19 protein-coding genes are annotated in these 19287 nt (G+C 43.9%); 10 read left to right on the top strand and 9 right to left on the bottom strand.

Features of this window, described 5'->3' with window-relative positions:
* The first annotated feature begins 40 nt into the window (after window positions 1–40).
* From AK824_RS01335 to crcB, 4 genes are all read left to right on the top strand, one after another.
* Window positions 41–421, top strand: a complete 381-nt coding sequence (locus AK824_RS01335) for a hypothetical protein (protein ID WP_057758143.1) — start codon at window positions 41–43, stop codon at window positions 419–421.
* 125 nt (window positions 422–546) lie between these two features.
* Window positions 547–1077: a c-type cytochrome gene (locus AK824_RS01340; protein WP_057758145.1), complete on the top strand. Its 531-nt coding sequence runs from the start codon at window positions 547–549 to the stop codon at window positions 1075–1077.
* Between the two features lie 343 nt (window positions 1078–1420).
* Window positions 1421–2479: a tRNA (adenosine(37)-N6)-threonylcarbamoyltransferase complex transferase subunit TsaD gene (gene tsaD, locus AK824_RS01345; RefSeq protein WP_057758147.1), complete on the top strand. Its 1059-nt coding sequence runs from the start codon at window positions 1421–1423 to the stop codon at window positions 2477–2479.
* A gap of 44 nt (window positions 2480–2523) precedes the next feature.
* Window positions 2524–2895 carry a fluoride efflux transporter CrcB gene (crcB, locus tag AK824_RS01350; RefSeq protein ID WP_057758149.1) on the top strand — a complete coding sequence of 124 codons (372 nt, stop codon included), beginning with the start codon at window positions 2524–2526 and terminating at the stop codon, window positions 2893–2895.
* 74 nt (window positions 2896–2969) lie between these two features.
* Here the strand turns inward: crcB and AK824_RS01355 are convergent, their stop codons facing one another.
* Window positions 2970–3572, bottom strand: a complete 603-nt coding sequence (locus AK824_RS01355) for an ankyrin repeat domain-containing protein (RefSeq protein ID WP_227511181.1) — start codon at window positions 3570–3572, stop codon at window positions 2970–2972.
* 194 nt (window positions 3573–3766) lie between these two features.
* Between AK824_RS01355 and AK824_RS01360 the strand changes: the two genes are divergently transcribed.
* Window positions 3767–4135: a hypothetical protein gene (locus tag AK824_RS01360; RefSeq protein WP_057758151.1), complete on the top strand. Its 369-nt coding sequence runs from the start codon at window positions 3767–3769 to the stop codon at window positions 4133–4135.
* A 204-nt stretch (window positions 4136–4339) separates the two neighbouring features.
* On the opposite strand, the gene AK824_RS01365 is transcribed toward AK824_RS01360, so the two are convergent.
* The 4 genes from AK824_RS01365 to potA all read right to left on the bottom strand — a co-directional run bounded on the left by AK824_RS01365 (window position 4340) and on the right by potA (window position 8271).
* Complete coding sequence (locus AK824_RS01365) at window positions 4340–5230, bottom strand: LysR family transcriptional regulator (protein WP_057758153.1); 891 nt, start codon at window positions 5228–5230, stop codon at window positions 4340–4342.
* Window positions 5231–5345: 115 nt separating this feature from the next.
* Window positions 5346–6152 (bottom strand): spermidine/putrescine ABC transporter permease PotC, encoded by an 807-nt coding sequence (gene potC, locus AK824_RS01370; RefSeq protein ID WP_057758155.1) that lies wholly within the window; start codon window positions 6150–6152, stop codon window positions 5346–5348.
* Window positions 6152–7030 carry a spermidine/putrescine ABC transporter permease PotB gene (potB, locus tag AK824_RS01375; RefSeq protein ID WP_057758157.1) on the bottom strand — a complete coding sequence of 293 codons (879 nt, stop codon included), beginning with the start codon at window positions 7028–7030 and terminating at the stop codon, window positions 6152–6154. The genes potC and potB overlap by 1 nt, the downstream gene beginning before the upstream one ends.
* Window positions 7030–8271: a spermidine/putrescine ABC transporter ATP-binding protein PotA gene (gene potA / locus AK824_RS01380; RefSeq protein WP_057758159.1), complete on the bottom strand. Its 1242-nt coding sequence runs from the start codon at window positions 8269–8271 to the stop codon at window positions 7030–7032. The genes potB and potA overlap by 1 nt, the downstream gene beginning before the upstream one ends.
* 413 nt (window positions 8272–8684) lie before the next feature.
* Here potA and AK824_RS01385 point away from each other — a divergent pair, with 413 nt between their 5' ends.
* The 3 genes from AK824_RS01385 to AK824_RS01395 all read left to right on the top strand — a co-directional run bounded on the left by AK824_RS01385 (window position 8685) and on the right by AK824_RS01395 (window position 11109).
* Window positions 8685–9323: a carbonic anhydrase gene (locus AK824_RS01385; RefSeq protein ID WP_057758161.1), complete on the top strand. Its 639-nt coding sequence runs from the start codon at window positions 8685–8687 to the stop codon at window positions 9321–9323.
* A 185-nt stretch (window positions 9324–9508) separates the two neighbouring features.
* On the top strand, window positions 9509–10072 hold the full coding sequence (gloA, locus tag AK824_RS01390) for a lactoylglutathione lyase (protein ID WP_057758163.1): 564 nt from the start codon (window positions 9509–9511) through the stop codon (window positions 10070–10072).
* Between the two features lie 77 nt (window positions 10073–10149).
* On the top strand, window positions 10150–11109 hold the full coding sequence (locus tag AK824_RS01395; protein ID WP_057758165.1) for a mechanosensitive ion channel family protein: 960 nt from the start codon (window positions 10150–10152) through the stop codon (window positions 11107–11109).
* A gap of 129 nt (window positions 11110–11238) precedes the next feature.
* Here the strand turns inward: AK824_RS01395 and AK824_RS01400 are convergent, their stop codons facing one another.
* The 3 genes from AK824_RS01400 to ribA all read right to left on the bottom strand — a co-directional run bounded on the left by AK824_RS01400 (window position 11239) and on the right by ribA (window position 13858).
* Entirely contained in the window at window positions 11239–11715 is a 477-nt protein-coding gene (locus tag AK824_RS01400; RefSeq protein ID WP_057758167.1) for a c-type cytochrome, read from the bottom strand.
* Window positions 11716–12111: 396 nt separating this feature from the next.
* The gene (gene hemF, locus AK824_RS01405; protein WP_057758169.1) at window positions 12112–13122 is read right to left on the bottom strand and encodes an oxygen-dependent coproporphyrinogen oxidase; all 1011 of its coding nucleotides are present in this window, start codon (window positions 13120–13122) and stop codon (window positions 12112–12114) included.
* A gap of 7 nt (window positions 13123–13129) precedes the next feature.
* Window positions 13130–13858, bottom strand: coding sequence for a GTP cyclohydrolase II (gene ribA, locus AK824_RS01410; RefSeq protein ID WP_057758171.1), 729 nt, complete (start codon window positions 13856–13858; stop codon window positions 13130–13132).
* Between the two features lie 633 nt (window positions 13859–14491).
* Between ribA and dxs the strand changes: the two genes are divergently transcribed.
* Both dxs and AK824_RS01420 read left to right on the top strand, forming a co-directional pair.
* On the top strand, window positions 14492–16564 hold the full coding sequence (gene dxs, locus AK824_RS01415) for a 1-deoxy-D-xylulose-5-phosphate synthase (RefSeq protein WP_057758172.1): 2073 nt from the start codon (window positions 14492–14494) through the stop codon (window positions 16562–16564).
* A gap of 343 nt (window positions 16565–16907) precedes the next feature.
* On the top strand, window positions 16908–17735 hold the full coding sequence (locus AK824_RS01420; protein WP_057758174.1) for an inositol monophosphatase family protein: 828 nt from the start codon (window positions 16908–16910) through the stop codon (window positions 17733–17735).
* 83 nt (window positions 17736–17818) lie between these two features.
* On the opposite strand, the gene AK824_RS01425 is transcribed toward AK824_RS01420, so the two are convergent.
* On the bottom strand, window positions 17819–19258 hold the full coding sequence (locus AK824_RS01425; RefSeq protein WP_057758176.1) for a WS/DGAT/MGAT family O-acyltransferase: 1440 nt from the start codon (window positions 19256–19258) through the stop codon (window positions 17819–17821).
* Window positions 19259–19287: the final 29 nt, after the last annotated feature.

Below are 19287 nucleotides of genomic sequence, written 5' to 3' on the forward strand. Positions count from 1 at the left end.
CTATGAACCGTTTTGTGTGTATTTTATTGAGGATGTTGGAATGAAAAAAACAGTATTTAACACGGCATTAAGCACCGCACTTATCGTAGCTTTAGGTGTGAGCGTGAGCGCTTGTAGTGGCGGCGAAGAGCATGAAGAAGTAATGGCAATCGATCGCGTTGACGAAGCTGCTGAACTTGCCATCAAAAATGCGCCACCAGCTGAAGAAATGGAATTCCCAGAGACAGCACCAATGCCAGCACCAATGCCAGCGGCTGATGCAGCGGGTACAGAAGCTGATGCTACGGCTACTGCCGAAGCAGGAACGGCTGACGCTGATACTGCAGCAGCAGCTACCGATAGTGCGGATACAGCCGCTGCTCCTGCTGACAGCGCTGATATGGCGGCTACTGACGATACAGCTGCAGCCACTGCTGAGTAACTTCGTGCTGAATTGACCATTAGCTCAATGGACTATTAAACAGTCGTTGGTCGTATATGTAAGTAATTTAAGCTGATATAACGCATCACTAATTGATTGCAGACTGACTAAGTAAGGGTAAAACCATGATTGATATACAACCGTATATGAACAAGCTGAAATTGTCTGTGATCAGTATGAGCGTGGTATTTGCAGTGAGTGCTTGTAGCGGTGATAACACAGCTACGGAAGAGTCTGTAGTAGCCAATGAGCCTGCTACCGCTGTAGAAGAGAAAGCTGTAGCAGAAAGCCAAGGCACGACATCTGAGTCTGTGGTTGAGCCAGATACAGAACCAAAAGCAGCAACAGAGTCTGCCGACATAGTAGATGACGCAGTGGCAACACCTGCAACTGATTCTGAGCCTGAAGTGTTGGCAGCAGATACAGGTGCTAAACTGTATGAATCAAACTGTCAGGTTTGTCATGCTGCAGGTTTGCTCGATGCGCCAAAGTATGGTGATACAGCGGCTTGGTCAGCTCGTCTGACCAAAGACAAAGAGACGCTGTATATGCACTCGGCTAAAGGCTTTAATAAAATGCCAGCGCAAGCAATAAATGGTGTGACCGAAGCACAAGTTAAAGCAGCGGTTGATTATATGCTAGCGTCGGTAAGCTGATACGGTATATATAGATTATGTGAGCTATTGAAATTTGCTAAACTGGCCGTCATTGTGACTGACAATGACGGTTTTTTTATGCACGTTTTTTGTCATGCCAGTCTGAGAATATACAGCTGTATCAAGCGAATTCGAGATAGTGTGTGACTGATTGTATTATAGTCGGTGAACTACTAAACCGCTACGGCGTTACCCTCCTTAGATGTACTACTTGTACAATCTGCAGTCGGCTGCCTTGTACTCATTTTAGAGTTCTTTGACTATAGTTATCCAGTTTCTCAAAATGATGTAAGATAAAAGTGCGACAAAAATAGCACGAAAACGAAAGTATAAAGGCAAAAATATGAAAGTATTGGGCTTAGAGACCTCTTGTGATGAGACGGGGCTAGCGATTTTTGATAGTGAGCAAATAAATAGCGACAACCAAGGTTTGGTCGGGCAAGTACTGTATTCTCAGATTGAGCTGCACGCACTTTATGGCGGCGTTGTGCCTGAGCTTGCCAGTCGCGATCATATTCGTAAGCTAGTGCCATTACTCAATGAGCTACTCGAACAGTGCGATATGACAAAAAGCGAGATCGATGCGATTGCTTATACTAAGGGACCTGGTCTTATTGGTGCATTGATGACAGGCGCACTGTTTGGTCGTAGCTTAGCATATGGTTTAGATATTCCAGCGATTGGTATTCATCATATGGAAGGGCACTTACTTGCGCCGCTGATGGGTGCAAACCCTCCAGCATTTCCTTTTGTCTCTCTACTAGTATCTGGTGGGCATACGTTACTCATTGCTGCGCATGGCGTAGGGCAGTATGAGATATTGGGTGAGTCGATAGATGATGCGGCGGGTGAGTGCTTTGATAAAGCGGCTAAAATGCTAGGTTTGCCTTATCCTGGCGGCCCTAATATAGCCAAGTTGGCAGAAACTGGCAACCCTGACGCTTACGCACTACCAAGACCAATGCTACATCGAGGTCTAGACTTTTCGTTTAGTGGCATGAAAACAGCCGTACATAATCTGATTAAAGATACACCATGCTCGGGAGGGTCGGGCAATGGCGGTGATAGCGATCCACAGATTCGTGCTGATATTGCCGCCAGTTTTCAGCATGCAGTGGTCGACACGCTAGTGAAAAAATGTGTCAAAGCACTCAAGCAAGCAGATATGAGCCGCTTAGTAATTGCAGGCGGGGTCAGTGCCAATACTCACCTGCGCGAGACGTTGGAGGCTGAACTGGCTAAGATCAATGCGACGGTTCATTATGCACCGCCTGCGCTATGTACGGACAATGGCGCGATGATTGCTTATGCAGGTTTTGAGCGCTTGCAAGCAGGACAGTCTGATGATTTGGCCGTTAGCTGTATTCCGCGTTGGCCGATGACAGAATTACCAGCCGTATAAATGAGCATTTGGTCCAACACGTTTATATGAATTAAGGATAGTCTATGCAGTGGCTTGCGATTGGTTTAGGAGCAGCATTTGGTGCTTGCCTGCGAGCTTGGCTATCGCGTTTTAATGTCTTGCACGGTTGGGTGCCACTCGGTACCCTGAGCGCCAATATCTTAGGAGGACTGCTGATAGGGCTGGCGCTAGTGTGGTTTGAGCGTATGGGTAGCAACTTATCTGATCATGTGCGCGTGTTCGTGATTACAGGATTTTTGGGCGGATTGACTACATTTAGCACGTTTAGTGCAGAGGTATTTGGCTTTATTAATGACGGGCGACTACTAGCAGGTTTAGCGCTTATAGGTTTACATGTTGGGTTAACATTACTGGCAACCGCGCTAGGATTTTACTTCTTTAAGTTGGTTTTGTAGCCATTGATAGGTGTTAATCGTTTAGTAGTCTGTTATGAGTGGTTTGATTATATCAGTGCAAGTCAATAAAAGGCCTATTTTAATGCGTATTGCTCCAAGAGTTGGATAACGGGTATGAATTTCTCCTGATTCCCAAGGTGTTTTTTCATACTATTTACTATACTGAGTTCATTATCACCATTTTTGTAATGAACATTGCCTCCTTTTTTAAGCATCATTTCAGTTACGTCTAGCCTTTCAGGCATTCCTCCAATCATAGCTAAAGGAATAACGTTGTCTCTGTTTGGTACATTTGGATATGCCCCTGCTTCTAGTAAGGCTATGGCTGCTTCTGCATTTTTACCTCGCATGGCATAGTGCAGTGGCGTCATACCATACCTATCTTGAGCGTTAATAGTCACTCCTTTATCAATATAGAATTTAACAGTTGCTAGTGGTGTGCCTGTCCATTCTTTAGCTTGATTAGGAATATGCATTAGTGAACGATGTAGCCAGTTCCACTTTGCTTCTTCCGTTACAGCTGAGATCGCAAGAAGGTTATCTATTAAAAAAACATTATTCAAAAAATCAATATCACCTTTCCTATTTGCGTGAGCCACTCGCAATTCAGGATCTTGTTCATAAAGCTCTTGATAACGTTTCGATATTTCTTCTCTTCTCTGCTTAGTCATTTTCATATCTACTTTCCTTCATTTAGAAACTGCTTCATTTCCACAACAATATATTGAATGGCCTCTTTTCCTGGCATCTCATCAGCATGACTAATATTAAGCTATGCTATCAATTCCTTAGTCATTGAAGGTATTTCTAGTACTAGAAGTTAGATGTCTGCATAGCGTATCTATCAATATGACCCAGAGGTAATAAAGTAATGATCAAACAAAAAAGTTTTAAACCTTATTCATCAGAAATATTACCAGTAGGATTCGTTTATCCTGCTGCTTACATCCAATTGACAAAAAATACAGAAACAGTCAAGTCTGATGAATATTTTCAATGGTGGTTCTTAAACTCTACAACTGAAGGAGCCAAACTAACATATAGTCTTAGAAACAATAAAATTAAGGGTTTTAACTTAGTTCCATTCGCTCAAAACAGCGAATGGATGGCTTACTTTGATGGCGATGATTGTTCAGGTGATCCAAGAGTAATAGTAGTTGATCTTACTGATTTGCCTTCATTCATGATATTCGAGAATTTTAATGAATGGCTTACTAAAGCTGAGCAGGATTACTGGTGATAGCTAATCTTAAGCTTGATAATCTAACGTTTTGTACACCATGAAGTATACTGAGACTATCTCAGCGAGTTAAAACGTTGATACCATTAGCCCACAGCCAAAGATTCAAGTCCTCACTAGGGAACCATTATTTACCATAACATTCGTTACGATATGAAAAGTGGCTAATACTTTATAACTATAAGAAAGTAATTAGTAATGAAACTACAATGGCTTCACTATCCCTTCTAATAAGCTGGCAAATCCTTGCATGTACGCGATATCTTGACTAGAAGTACGCGTCGCGGCGTACAGTTGACAATGCACGCCACTGCCTAGCGGCCGCGAGACCACCCAACCTTTTTTCTCGTATTCAGCAACCACCCAATCGGGTAGTGCTGCTACGCCGCGTTCACTAGCAACCAACTGAATCAGCATTGCGGTCAGCTCTGTTGTACGAACACTCTCAAAGCTTACTTGCGCTGGCGTCATAAAGTTAGCAATGATATCGAGACGCTTTGCTTCTACCGGATAGGCAATTAATGTCTCATTAATCAAATTATCAGGTTCAATAAATTTCTGAGCAGCTAAATCATGTGTTGGGGAGAGCACCAAACGACTCTCGTACTCAAACAATGGCTGATAGCTGATACCGTCGAGCGGTAAATCACTGGTAGTAATAAGCAGGTCAATATCGCCTTCCATGAGTAGATGATGCGGCTCAGGCTCAAACCCTGTGGCAAAATCCAGCTCGACATCCGACCATTCACGGCGATAGTGGTTCAGTATTGGCATGAGCCAATCAAAGCAGCTGTGACACTCTGATGCTAAGCGTAATCTACCTGCTTGACCATGCGCTAAGCGTTTAAGGTTGGATTTGGTGCGAGTAACTTGCGGTAGGATATTGTCTGCCAATGCCAATACTGCTTTACCTGCTGGCGTGAAGCTAAGCGGGCGTGTCCGACGATTGACTAAGCTGATGTCGTAATAGTTCTCAAGCTCTTTTAATTGATGCGAAACGGCTGAGGCAGTAACGTGTAGCTCATCCGCCGCTGCTGCAAGTGAACCATGCGCTCGTAGCGCGGTTAATGTATTAAGATGACGTAGCTCAAGCATAATATAACCTAACCGCTAAGGTGAGAAAAATTCATTATAGTCAATATAGCGCTGACTTTCACTCATAGTCCGTTATTAATGCTCGGTCAATAAGCAATTACTCAGCAATCAATATCTAGCGCTTGCGTAACAGTAACTGCGAGATGATAACCAAGATTAAAGAAGCAGCCAGTAGCAATGTACCGATAGCGTTGACTTCTGGCTTGAGTCCTACGCGCACCATAGAATAAATGCGTAGCGGTAAAATCTCATAGCTAGGCCCTGTGACAAAGGTCGACACCACTACATCATCTAGCGATAGGGTAAAGGCAAGTAACCAACCTGCCATAACCGCAGGCAAGATAACGGGAATCAATACTGTGCGCACCATGGTTGATTCGTTAGCACCCAAGTCGCGTGCCGCTTCCATTAAACGCTCATCCAAGCTACTCAATCGTGCAAAGACGGTAATCACAACAAACGGCAGGCAAAAAGTAATGTGTGCTAATAGTAGCGAGACGAAGCCCAGCTGCAAACCAATCAGTAAGAACAGCGCTAGCAATGAGATAGCTAATACAATCTCAGGCGACATCATCAGGACAAACAGTAGCCCATTTAGTAAGCCTTTACCACGAAAATTATAACGGTGTAACGCCAGCGCTGTAAGCGTGCCTATCAAAGTCGAGACGGTGGCTGCCACCAATCCTAATACAATAGAGTGCCAAAAAGCATCGAGCATCGCTTGGTTGTTAAACAGTGATTCGTACCACTTTAAGCTAAAACCGCCCCAGTTATAGCCAATTTTTGATTTGTTAAAGGACATCACCACCAAGACAATGATTGGCAGGTATAACAGGGTATAAATCAGTCCGAGATAGCCTTTGGCAGCGATACTACCAATCTTAAGCGGACGAGTTTTTGTGTTCGGTGAGCTATAAGACATTAGGCCACCTCTTTAAAGTCAGTCTTGCCAATACGGCGACTACTGGCACGGTAGGCAAGTAATAATACTGCCATCGCCAGTGTCAATAATACGCTGGCTGCTGCGCCAAAAGGCCAGTCACGCGCATCCAGAAATTGGTTTTTGATGATATTACCGACCAATAAATTACGCGAACCCCCTAAGATATCTGCCACATAAAACATACCCATCGCAGGCAATAGCACGAGCAGTACACCAGAGATAATCCCCGGTGTCGTTAATGGCAATACCACATGCCAAAAGGTTTGTGTTCTGGATGCGCCCAAATCTTGCGAGGCCAATAGCATATCATTGCGTAAGTCAGTAAATACCGCATATAGCGGCAGTACCATAAACGGAAATAACAAGTAGGTTAAACCTGCAATCACCGCACCTTGCGTATATAAAATATCGATAGGGGTATCAATTACGCCAATTGCCAATAGCAACTTGTTAATCAAGCCATTGTTAGCAAAGAGCAGCTTTAATGCATACGTCCGTACCAAGGAATTGGTCCAAAAGGGTAGTATCAGTAACATCATGAGCAGTGGCTGCCAACGTACTTTTGCTTTGGATATTAGCCATGCAAAAGGATAGCCAAGCAATAGGCAGATAACCGTTGTGATACCTGCCATCCATAATGAGTGGACAAATACCTCAAAATATAATGGATCAATCATCCGCACATAGCTGTCGATGCTAGCAGGTAAGCTGATAAACGCACTGCTATCACGGGTTAAAAAACTGACAGCGATGACTAGAATATTTGGTAATAGTGCAAATATCAGTAGCCAACCCCAGATTAGCCAAAGCGTGGCAGTACGAAATGGACTTTTACTGCCTAAGTGGTTGCGAGCCATCAGCTACCATCCTTTTGTACAGTCGTGTCTGGCATAGCTTCAGAGTCTTCTGGCAATACCCATTCCCAGCCATCCACCCATGAGACTTTGACGCCCTCGTTTAGTTTGTAATCAAAGCTCGGGTCATCTTCATCAAAGAACTCAGACGCCTTAATGATATGACCATTGGCCAGTTCGATAATTGAGTCTAAGGTGCTGCCTTTATAGTTACTCTCGATGACACGGCCTAGCAGTCCGCTATGCTCGTTGTCTTTTGGATCGTAGATACGCAGATCTTCGGGGCGCAGTAGTAAATTGACGATATCGCCTACTTGTACATCATTGGCAAAATTGGGACGACGTAAGTTGCGTAAGGTGGTTGGCCCTGCTTGCGCCTGCGCTTCACAGACTTCGACCTCGATACGTCCGTTGGTCACTTTACCATCTCTATCTGGCTGGTCTGGATAAACCCCTTTGACTTCAGCTCTAAACAAGTTGGTTTCGCCGATGAATTTGGCAGTAAACAAATTGGCAGGGGTTTCATAGATCTCGATAGGCGTACCAATTTGCTGAAACGTACCGTCTTTCATTACGGCAATACGGTCTGACATCGACAGCGCTTCTTCTTGATCATGGGTCACGAAAACAAAGGTTATGCCCAGCTCACGTTGCAGACGCTTTAGCTCAGATTGCATTTGCAGGCGCAGTTTATGATCGAGTGCGGATAATGGCTCATCAAGCAGTAGCAGTTTAGGACGATTAATCACCGCGCGTGCAATCGCAACTCGCTGCTGCTGGCCACCAGACAAATCTTGCGGTTTACGGTTGGCCAAATGCTCTAGCTGTACCATCGCTAGCATTTCGCTGACACGTCTTTGAATCTCATCTTTTGGAACTTTCTTTAGCTTTAGGCCATAAGCCACGTTTTGGGCAACGCTCATATGAGGAAACAGCGCATATTGCTGAAATACGGTATTGACCGGACGTTTATCAGCGGACAAGCCTGCCATCTGTACGCCATCCAAATATATCGCCCCAGCGTTCGGCTGCTCAAAGCCTGCAATCAAGCGTAGTAATGTCGTCTTACCACAGCCCGATGGCCCAAGTAGTGTCAAAAACTCACCGTGTTTGATATCAAGGTTGATGTCTTTTAGGACCTCGGTTTGATCATAGGTTTTTTTGAGACCAGTCAGCTTTAGTAGCACCTGATTATCATGAGGTGATGCAGAGGTGTTATGCGTATTTTGAGATAAATCGGTCATAATATCTGTTCCTAAGCGTCCAATATCTGTGTACAGCTGCCAAGGTAACTGGCTGTCATTATAAGGATTGGCATGAGCGTAAGCACGATTTGATTACTGTCTAAATGCTGTCTGAGTGCTGCGTATTATAACAAACCCTTGATATAAGTCAGTGCAAGTTCGTTATAAGTTACGCGAGTCATACTGTCGTAGCAGCGATATGTACAGCTGTATTTTTAGATATGACTACATTCATCTAAAGACATTTAGACAAATTTTTTTACCGTTTTTTGGTTTTTATTCCTATACAATCACGTTATGGCTGACAAACATGACTAGCCTGATAGTTTGGCGATAATTAGCCAATCTGTGCTTGAATACATGTATGCAAAACAGCTTATAACTCTAATATTATTGATGATAAAGGATCTCTCATGCCTACCGATATACGTCCAACCACAGGTCAAGAAGCGCTTGAGCTTTTAAAAGCAGGTAATGCACGCTACGTTGATAGCCTCACCAGTACCGATGAGTATATGCAGCGCCGTCCAGAGTTGGTCAAGGATCAAAATCCATTGGCCATTATTTTGGGTTGCTCAGATGCACGAGTACCAGTTGAGATTGTTTTTGATCAAGGGTTGGGAGATTTGTTTGTTATACGAGTCGCGGGTAACGTCGTTGCACCATCACAGATTGGTTCAATCGAGTTTGCAGCCGAAGCCTTTGGTACGCAATTGGTCGTGGTACTTGGTCACTCGAAATGCGGCGCTGTCACGGCTTGCGTTGAGACGTTAATTAATCCTGAACAGAACTATTCACCTAATTTGCAATCTATCGTTGATCGTATTCGCCCAAGCGTTTATAACTTGCACGAACTGGCAACTGCCAATGGTCAAGACGTCGATGCAGACGAGCTGGTCGATCGCTCTATTCGCGCTAACGTACGTATGTCAGTCAGTCAGCTAAAGCATGGCTCACGTGCATTAGAGGACTTAACCAATAGTGGTCAGCTATTAGTAGTCGGCGCTGAGTATGATCTTGAGACAGGAAAAGTACGTTTTTTAGATAGCTAATCAGTCTTAGGTAGATTCAGATAACTAGCTAGTTAGGGGATAAAGACGAACATACCTTGTTCATATTCTTACAAAACCCTATCAGTTATTTGGCCATTTTTCATTATGATAAGAGAACGACGCAAATTACGACAATCGTGATTTGCGTGTTTATGTATTTATTTTTGAATTATATTAGGATAATTATGTCTACTTCATCTAACAACAATAACGACGCAATAGACCAGCCTGCTAGCAGCGTTAATACTGATGGTGTTCAGCCAATCTCATCACAGACGACCGGTTTTACTTTTAACCACACCATGTTGCGTGTCAAAGACCCTGTTAAATCATTAGAGTTTTACACTGGTGTCTTGGGTATGACCTTGCTTGCTGTTAAGAAGTTCCCTGACATGGGATTCGATTTATATTTCTTGGCTAAGTTGACTGAGAGCGAGCGCGAAAACTTGCCAACTGGCGATGATCTAGAAATTTTTGCTTTCCGTCAACGTGGTATTTTAGAGTTGACGCACAACTACGGTACCGAGACAAAAGCTGACTTTAGCTATCATGACGGCAATCAAGATCCACAAGGTTTTGGTCATATTTGCTTTAGCGTACCGAATTTAGAAGAAGCAGTTGCTTGGTTTGATAAAAATGACGTCGAATTTAAAAAGCGTCCAGAAGATGGCAGCATGAAAAATATTGCTTTTATCAAGGACGTTGATGGCTATTGGATCGAAATCGTACAAGCTGATTTGATGTCATAACTGGCAAAGAAGCAGTGAGATTTTCATTTGTTTATCCCCTTAAACACGCGCTAAGACAGCAATAGGAGCAACCCTTTATGCCCACCCCCGACGTGAGTCGCATATCGAATACTCTAACCGATGGTGTGACCATCTATCAACAAGTGGTCTATACCACGCAAGACTTGGCAAGTGGCTTTATTGAGCGCATTCCATATTTTGTGGCGGCGCTCATTGTGTTGGGGATTTTTTGGCTATTGTCGATTATTTTCAAAAAAGTAGTGCATAAAACCTTAGGCGCGCGCGTGCGTCATCAAAATTTGGTGAAGGTGTTTCAGCGGATAGGTGGGGCACTTATTCTGTTTATTGGCTTTATGATCGCCATGGTTGTTGCTATTCCAGGATTTACACCAGCTAAGCTAATCGGCGCACTAGGTATTGGTTCTGTGGCTATCGGTTTTGCTTTTAAAGATATCTTTCAAAACTTGCTCTCTGGTATCTTGCTGCTAATTTCAGAGCCGTTTCGTATCGGTGATCAGATTGTTTCAGGCGACTATGAAGGAACAGTCGAAGATATTAAAATCCGTGCAACTACCATCAGGACTTATGATGGTCGGCAAGTGGTGATTCCAAACTCAGATCTTTATACTTCAGCATTGACCGTCAATACCGCTTACAAGCAGCGTCGTCTGCAAGTCGCAGTTGGTATTGGTTATGAAGATGATATCGAAGCTGCCAAAGCTGAGATTATAAAAGCACTAGATAAGATAGAAAGCGTTTCGAAGAAAGCAACACCAAGCGTAATTGCCACTGGTTTCGGCGGTTCGTCCATTGATCTAATGGTACGCTGGTTCATCGAAGATGGTACGCAAGCCAATAAGGTTGCCTCGATTCATCAAGTAATTGTAGGTATCAAAAACTCATTGGATGCAGCGGGCGTAAACATTCCCTTCCCAATACGTACAATCGATTTGAGTGATCCTTCAGTGAATGCGATAGTCAATAAAATGAACGAGCAGCAAGACATTGTGGACGTGAATAGAACAGTGTCAGAGTAGCGCGCTCGGTGAAATATTTAATTAGTTTCGAAACTTTGATTTCCACATTATTTAGAAAACTAAAAAACCGCCACATCAATTGATATGGCGGTTTTTTTATACGTATCTACTTGCTATAAATACAAAGCTTTATTCGTCTTTTGCTCTAAAGTCGGTATGGCATGATTTACAGCTTGCACCAACTTGTCCAAAGGCAGGTTTAACATCGTCCATGCTAGTAGCGTTTTGAGCAGCAGCATTTAGCTCAGCAGTGACCTTTTGAAAGTTTTCAGCTTCAGCACTGAAGCCATCAGCATTAGACCAAACCGCTTCGGTAGCATTGCCTACCGCTTCTGGGTCTTCAAAATGACTCCAAGGCTTGGCGGCATCTTCTGCCAAGAACGCCGCTTGCTCTTTAAATACATCGGCATCAAATGTATCAGGTGCTTTTGCCATATCACCCATGACGCCCATTGCATCGCCCCAGTTTTTCATGGTGTCTTGACGCGCTTGTACGTCAGGGTTAGATCCTGTTGAAGTGCTACAGGCCGTTAGACCTAGTGCAGCCGCCATCAAGGTAACGCTAAACAGAGACTTGAAAGATTTGTTGGTATGAACCTGTGCCATATGACTTACTCCTTTAAACTTGGCTAATAGTAAGCGCGATTAAAAACGCTCGCTTTGACTTAAAATATAGTTATACAAAATACTGCCTAAAATTCTTTTGAGCACAGTTGCTGATAAAGAACGTCTTCTATTGTAACGGTTATCTGCGCGTTGGGAATTATATAGTTGTTATATCCTCGTAATATTTTCAATAAGCATACCTTAACTTGGTTGTGTGTGCTTATGTTTGCTTATAATGGATTGCAGTGATTTTATGGTAGCTACACAACATATTTCCGTACGATAACAACGTGAGAAGAGCTCTTTTGAATGGTACTGACAATAAAAAAGGCCAGCGATAGTAGCTGACCTTTTTAATATTTCCCAAAAATATGAATGCCGTTATATTTACGAAAACTACAGTGCTAACCAATCACGCGGTTTTAAATAATAATCGGTCAACTCAAATTCTGGCGTTCCTTCAGCAGGCTCAAAACGATAATGCCAGCTGGCAAGCGGCGGCATACTGACTAAGATGGATTCGATACGTCCGTTGCTCTGTAGTCCAAATAGCGTGCCACGATCATAGACCAGATTGTATTCGACGTAGCGGCCACGGCGATAGAGCTGAAACTCGCGCTGCGCTTCAGTATAAGGCGTATTTTTACGTTGTTCAAAAATCGGCATGATGCCGTCAATATAACCGTTGCCCACTGCTTTCATAAAGTTAAAACAGGTCTCAAAGTCCCAGCCGCGACTCTCAGTACTGACGTCATCATAAAACAGACCACCAATACCGCGCTGCTCATCACGATGGCGCAGATGGAAATACTCATCACACCACTGTTTAAAATCAGCGTAAATATTGTCTCCAAAAGGCGCACATAGATCATGACAAACTTGATGCCAGTGTACGCAGTCAGCGAGTACTGGATAGAATGGCGTCAAATCAAAGCCACCGCCAAACCACCAGATAGGAGCTTCGCCTTCGGCTTCTGCTACGAATAAACGCACATTGGCATGGCTCGTAGGTACGTTTGGATTTTTGGGATGGACAACCAGTGAGACGCCCATTGCTTGAGCTTTGCGTCCAGCGATATTAGGGTGACGCGCGGTCGCAGAGGCGGGGAGGTTATGTACATGAATATGGCTAAACATGACGCCCGCTTTTTCGATGACCTCGCCATCTGCCAATACGCACGACCGACCGCCGCCGCCTTCAGGACGTTCCCAGTCATCAGGAACAAAGGTCGCATACTCGTTGTCATTAGTGCTGCCGTCACGCTCTTGTGCTTCTAGCGATTCACAGATACGTGCCTGTAAATCAACCAAAAATTCGCGTACTCGCATGATGTCGTTATTGGTTGGCGTCGTCACGGACGCCACCGTTGATAAGTCTGTTTCGTTATTTGTATTTGTAATACTCATAAGATATCTATTTATTCAGGTGTATGGCGGTATTAAGGTCTGTATCGGGAGAAGCGTCTATATCAAGATTAATGTTTTTATCAAACAAGTGGCCCATGCGATCACGTTTGGTTGCTAGATATTCAGCATTCATATCATTGACACCGACCAACAATGGCACCCGTTCAATAACATCAATACCATGCTCAGTCAGATAAGCGACTTTGTTTGGATTGTTGGTAATGAGCCTGACAGCGTCAACACCGACATGGGCAAGCATCGGACCACACATATCATAGATACGCGCATCGGCAGGCAAGCCTAACATGAGATTGGCATCCAACGTATCATGCCCTTGATCTTGGAGGGCGTACGCACGAATCTTATTGGTCAAACCAATACCGCGACCTTCTTGACGCAAATACAAAATCGCACCGCAACCTGACTCTTGGATGGCTTGCATGGCAGTATTGAGCTGCGGACCACAGTCGCATTTCAATGAGCTAAACGCGTCGCCTGTCAGACATTCAGAATGAATGCGAATGAGCGGCACTTGCTTTGCTATAGATTCGTTCTTCTGGTTTAATATCATGTCGTCTGAGAGTTGGCTAGCCATGACATCTGTCTGTTGATCGACCACAGCTAGACCAACGGTCAGCATGACATGCTCTTGACCTTCGCTATTTTCAAAGATATGAATATCAAACTCGCCGTGACGAGTGGGTAATTTGGCACTAGTGATAAATTGATATGACATTGCTGTCCTACATAAGCCTAAAGTCGTGGCGGTGAAAAGTATGTTATTGCTGTTCGAGATGAACGCTGTTAGAGCCGGTTACTGTTCGAGATAACTACTGTTTTCGAAATAACTATTAGTTGAGATGAGCATGTCACCTCAACTTTACTGCTACAATTAAGATGATACCAGTATAACCTGTTCATAAAGACAGCGTGCTCATTGTATTTTTTATAAAAACACACAAAGTTCACAGACGACGCACGATGATTAAAGCGACAATTAAAAAAAAATGCTATTATGCCATACTATTTTGACGGATACAGTGACAAGTCTTTACCCTTACATTACTATGTCGTCACTAACATCCGCTATTGATGCAAAATAATAGGGCATAATGTCACCCCTCAGTTGTCAATAGTATGAAAGCATCAATATTTTGATATCAAAACGTTGGTATTGACGCGCAGTCTATTGTGCTAGCGTGTCTACTGTCGTAAGTAGCGCAGCTATACAAATACGAAAGTTGCATGAATAATTATATGGTCGATTACATCAATAATGATGTAGGTATTATTGACGTCTTTTGATTATAGTCACCGCTATATTTTAAAGACACGTCTTGTCAGCAGATTGGTAGGTATCGTACGGTTTATGCAGCAGTCACCTCATTCTCCAAAGTCTCAGTCCCTATCTACATCAGTGCTGGATTCTGCTGCTCAGCTATCGAGCTTACAGCAGACCTATACTGTGATTCCACGTGTGCGTCCTCATACGCCATTGCTTGATGCAATTGATACACCCACTGACCTCAGCACGCTTTCGGCTGCCAAGCTTATTACGCTGGCTGATGAATTGCGCCTTTTTCTATTATATTCAGCTGGTCAGAGCGGTGGGCATTTTGGTGCCAATTTGGGCGTGGTTGAGCTGACCATAGTATTGCATTATTTGTTAGAGACGCCGCAAGACCAAATCGTCTGGGACGTGGGTCATCAAGCCTATGCTCATAAAGTACTGACCGGTCGCCGTGAGCAGCTAGGCACTATCAGATCTAAAGATGGTCTGACAGCATTTCCTGAGCGTGCAGAGTCTGTCTACGATACATTTGGCGTTGGGCATTCATCGACCTCTATTTCAGCTGGTCTGGGTATGAGCCTCGCACTGCGTTATCAAGGCCGCGAGCAAACGGTTGCTTGCATCATCGGCGATGGTGCGATGACAGGTGGTATGGCATTTGAGGCCATGAATGACGCAGTACAGCAAGATGCTGATTTGTTAGTCATCCTAAACGATAATGATATGTCGATATCATGCTCTATTGGTGGATTTTCACGACATTTAGCCATGCTTTGGGAGTCAGGTTATCAAGTTGATATCTCTGAGTCAGGTGAGCCAGTACTCTGCCGCCGTCCTGATATGCAGGCGTTCGATCGCCGCAAGCGTCATAAAGAGATGCGCGATGTGCCACAGTTAGAAGATAACTTATTCAAAGCGATTGGTTTTACTTATTTTGGTCCTTTTGATGGGCATAATATCCCTGAGCTACTGCGCGTATTGTCACTGGCGAAGCAAGTAAAAGGCCCAGTATTGGTACATATCTATACGACTAAGGGTAAAGGGTTTGCACCAGCAGAATTAGACCCAGTGGGCTATCACGCAATCAGTAAATTGCCAGTCGAAAATCATAAAGACCATGAAGCGTCTAAAGCTGATTCTATAGAGCAGCTAAAAAAACAACCAAGTACAAAGCCAGCGTTAAAATATTCGCAAGTGTTTGGCCAGTTCTTATGTGATAAAGCAGATGAAGACGACAAGCTACTAGCTGTCACCCCTGCCATGGAAGAAGGCTCAGGGATGACGGACTTTGCTCGTCATTTCCCAGAGCGTTTTTTTGATGTGGCCATTGCTGAGCAACATGCTGTCACGCTAGCAGCTGGGATGGCAACTCAAGGCGTCAAACCTATTGTCGCGATTTATTCAACGTTCTTACAGCGTGGATATGATCAGCTGATTCATGACGTGGCTTTACAGAATCTCGATGTAATGTTTGCCATAGATCGAGCGGGTTTAGTCGGTGAAGACGGTGCCACGCATGCTGGCGTGTTTGATTTTGGATTTTTACGTTGTGTACCTAATATGGTGATTGCAGCGCCAAAAGATGAGAACGAATGCTACCATTTGCTCAATACTTGCTATGAGTATCCAGGCTGTACGGCGGTACGCTATCCGCGTGGTACAGGCACAGGTGCTGATATTAAGCAACCAGCCCAAACTTATAAAGTTGGCAAATCAGTTGTTGAGTCAGTATTAGGTAAAGCTGATGCACCTTACAAATTGGCACTATTGGCCTTTGGTACGATGGTCGCGACTGCTCAGCAAGCCGCAGAAACTCTAACAAATAACGATGCAGCGTTAGATTGCCAGATACAGGTGGTCAATATGCGCTGGGTAAAACCGCTAGATACAGCAATGCTCGAAACGTTATTAGCGCAAGGGGTCACTCATATAGCAACCCTAGAAGAGCACATGATTATGGGCGGCGCGGGTAGTGCAGTGAATGAATATTTACTCAATGAATCGGCTGCCTTTAAGCAAAGTCGTCCAGCTATTGCTAATATCGGTATTCCTGATCGTTTTATTGCTCATGGCTCCCAAGCAGAGCAGTTAGCTGACTGTGGTCTAGATGTCGAGGGCGTGACTAAACAGCTTAAAATATTTTTATCGTAAGCGTTACAATATTATTTTAAAAAATTAATGCGCTAAAAAGGCATGAATTAAAACTGATATAAGCTCTTTAAACAGAGCAAACACCTGCTAGCCGTAGGTGCTAACTTTTTTACAACTTGCGCAGTTTAGATGATCGCCAAAGTACTGGCTTGGTCAGCGTAACGGTTTTTTCGTTTTTATCGAACAATTTTAGTATAATGCGGGTGTCTTTTATAAGTTTTCGTTTATAAGAGACACGTTTTTAATCGCATAGATGTGGTGTGATGCGGCGGCTGTTTGGCATGTTGTGGGCACAAAGTTAGTCTTATTTTTTATATTCATTCATCAAGCAAATAGGTTATTTATGGAACCCATGGTCGTCATCGCAGCGCGTACTGCTGAAAAAGTTGGTAAAGAGATTTTATATGCGCATCAAAACCGCCACAAAATCGAGTTAGATATCGAGTCTAAAGGACTTGATGGTCTGGTTACCCGCATTGATCGCTTTAGCGAAGAGCTCACTATTGAGACGCTAAAAGCCAGCTATCCTAATCATTCATTTTTGGGTGAAGAGTTCGGTATGCAAGAAGGTCGCGGCGAAGATGCTGACTGGTGCTGGATTATCGATCCACTAGATGGCACTAAGAACTTTGTCCACGGTGTACCGCAGTTCTGCGTATCTATCGCTGTACAGCATAAAGGTGTCACCCAACATGGTGTGGTCTATGATCCTGTTCGTGATGAGATGTTCTCAGCGAGCCGCGGTAAAGGCGCGCGTTTGAACAATCGCCGTATGCAAGTGAGCGAACGCAAAACCATTGATGGTGGTTTCTTTACGACCGGTCATCCACTTGAACGTAAGCGCAATGGCGAAGTTATCTCTTATGCTAAACAGCACTTTGAGAGCTTACAGAAGATATCTGAAGCAGGTGGTCAGGTACGTCGTATGGGTTCAGCTGCGCTTGACTTGTGCTATGTTGCTGCTGGTCGTTTCGACGGTTATTTTGAGATGTCTATCAAGCCTTGGGACATCGCTGCAGGCGAGCTTATCGTAACTGAAGCACGCGGTGTGGTGGTTGATCATACTGGCGCGCACAACTCTATGACATCAGGCTCTATCTTCGCTTGTAATGTGAAATTGCTCAAGCCATTGATGCAAACAGTTGTACCAATCTGGGGTGACGCAATCTAAACGTTAACCTCGTTGGTATTAACGTTTAGCGCCTAGATATAGTTAATATCTAGATTAAATATGAATGAAAAAAGCTGGTTCCGTTATGGAGCCAGCTTTTTTGTTTTATCGTTACCTTTATTGCCTGCTTTATCTTCGACGGTAATACCTTTGAATGCTAATTCTTTACTGGTAGTTTCTAGCAGCTGCAACTCTTCTTCTATCAGCATCAGCATATCTTGTACACGCGGTAACGCCTTGCTACAAGCGGTGATACCAAACTCAATCTTATCTAGATAACTGGCTAAGGTGATATTCATCGCTTGACCATTAAAGACGATAGAAGCGGGGTACAATGATTGCAAACGAGCACCATTCCAGTACAGTGGTTTTTCAGAGCCAGGTACGTTAGAAATAATTAGGTTAAATGCCTGCTTTCTAGGAAACAGTCCTGTCGCCAAATTAATGCCTTGCCACGCGTATGAGACGATACTGTAGTTAATGACCTGCGCTTGGTTCATGCGGCGAAAGCGACGTTTGCCATGATTCATACTACGATGGATAAGCTCTATTCTGCGCAGTGGATTGTCCAAATGCGTACCCAAGTTTGCCAATACAAATGACAGCTGGTTGCCCGAGATACTGTTATCTGTACGCAGTGACATCGGTACAAAGGCAATCAACGGTTTGTTCGGTAGCGCATCCATTGAGATTAGATAACGACGAATAGCACCTGCACAGACCGCCAGTACCACATCGTTTCTACTAATTTTGAGCCTTTCGGCGATATCGTTAAACCGTTTTATATCATAAGACTGTGCGGCTATACGTCGTGAAGCTGATATACGTTTATTCAGGATACTCATCGGTGCGTCAAAAGTACCGACGTACCCTTCATCACCGTAGTTTTTCACATTATCTAGCAGTTCTGTAAATACAGGTTTGATGGTAGATATCTGCTCTTTTATGATGCCCCTGATAGATCGTTCGGCAGGCAAGATAGCGTTTACTTGGTTACGATGGCGCGCCATCAACGACCAGACAGGAAGGGTAACTGGTTCGGTTGGCGATTGTGATAAGGACTTTTGAACCAAACGCATCGCTGCGATGCCATCAACCAAAGAGTGATGAATCTTAAAATACCATGCAAAACGTTCAGGTCCACCTTCGACTTCTGGCTGGATACCTTCGATAACATGACATTCCCACAAAGGCATGGCACGATCTAATAAACGTCCATGTTCTCTTGAGACGTACATCAATAGTTCACGTACGCGTCCAGGACTTGGTAGCGCAACATGATGCAGATGATGCTCGACATCAAAATCTTTGTCTTTTTTCCAAAAGGCTAGATGCTCAAGTACTTGATTAAAAGGAAAGCTGGGCGGCACATCAGACTCTTGCATTTGTTTTACCAATTGATAGACAAAATCGCTATCCGCATTGTCTGGTAATTCAAATACAAACAGTCCACCAACGTGCATGGGCTGTTTACGCGACTCAAGAAGTAGAAACAACTGGTCGACTGCTGTGAGAAGTCGCATAATAAATCCTTTTATGACGATAAGTGTTA

It is taken from the genome of Psychrobacter sp. P11G3 (assembly GCF_001435845.1).
GTDB lineage: Bacteria > Pseudomonadota > Gammaproteobacteria > Pseudomonadales > Moraxellaceae > Psychrobacter.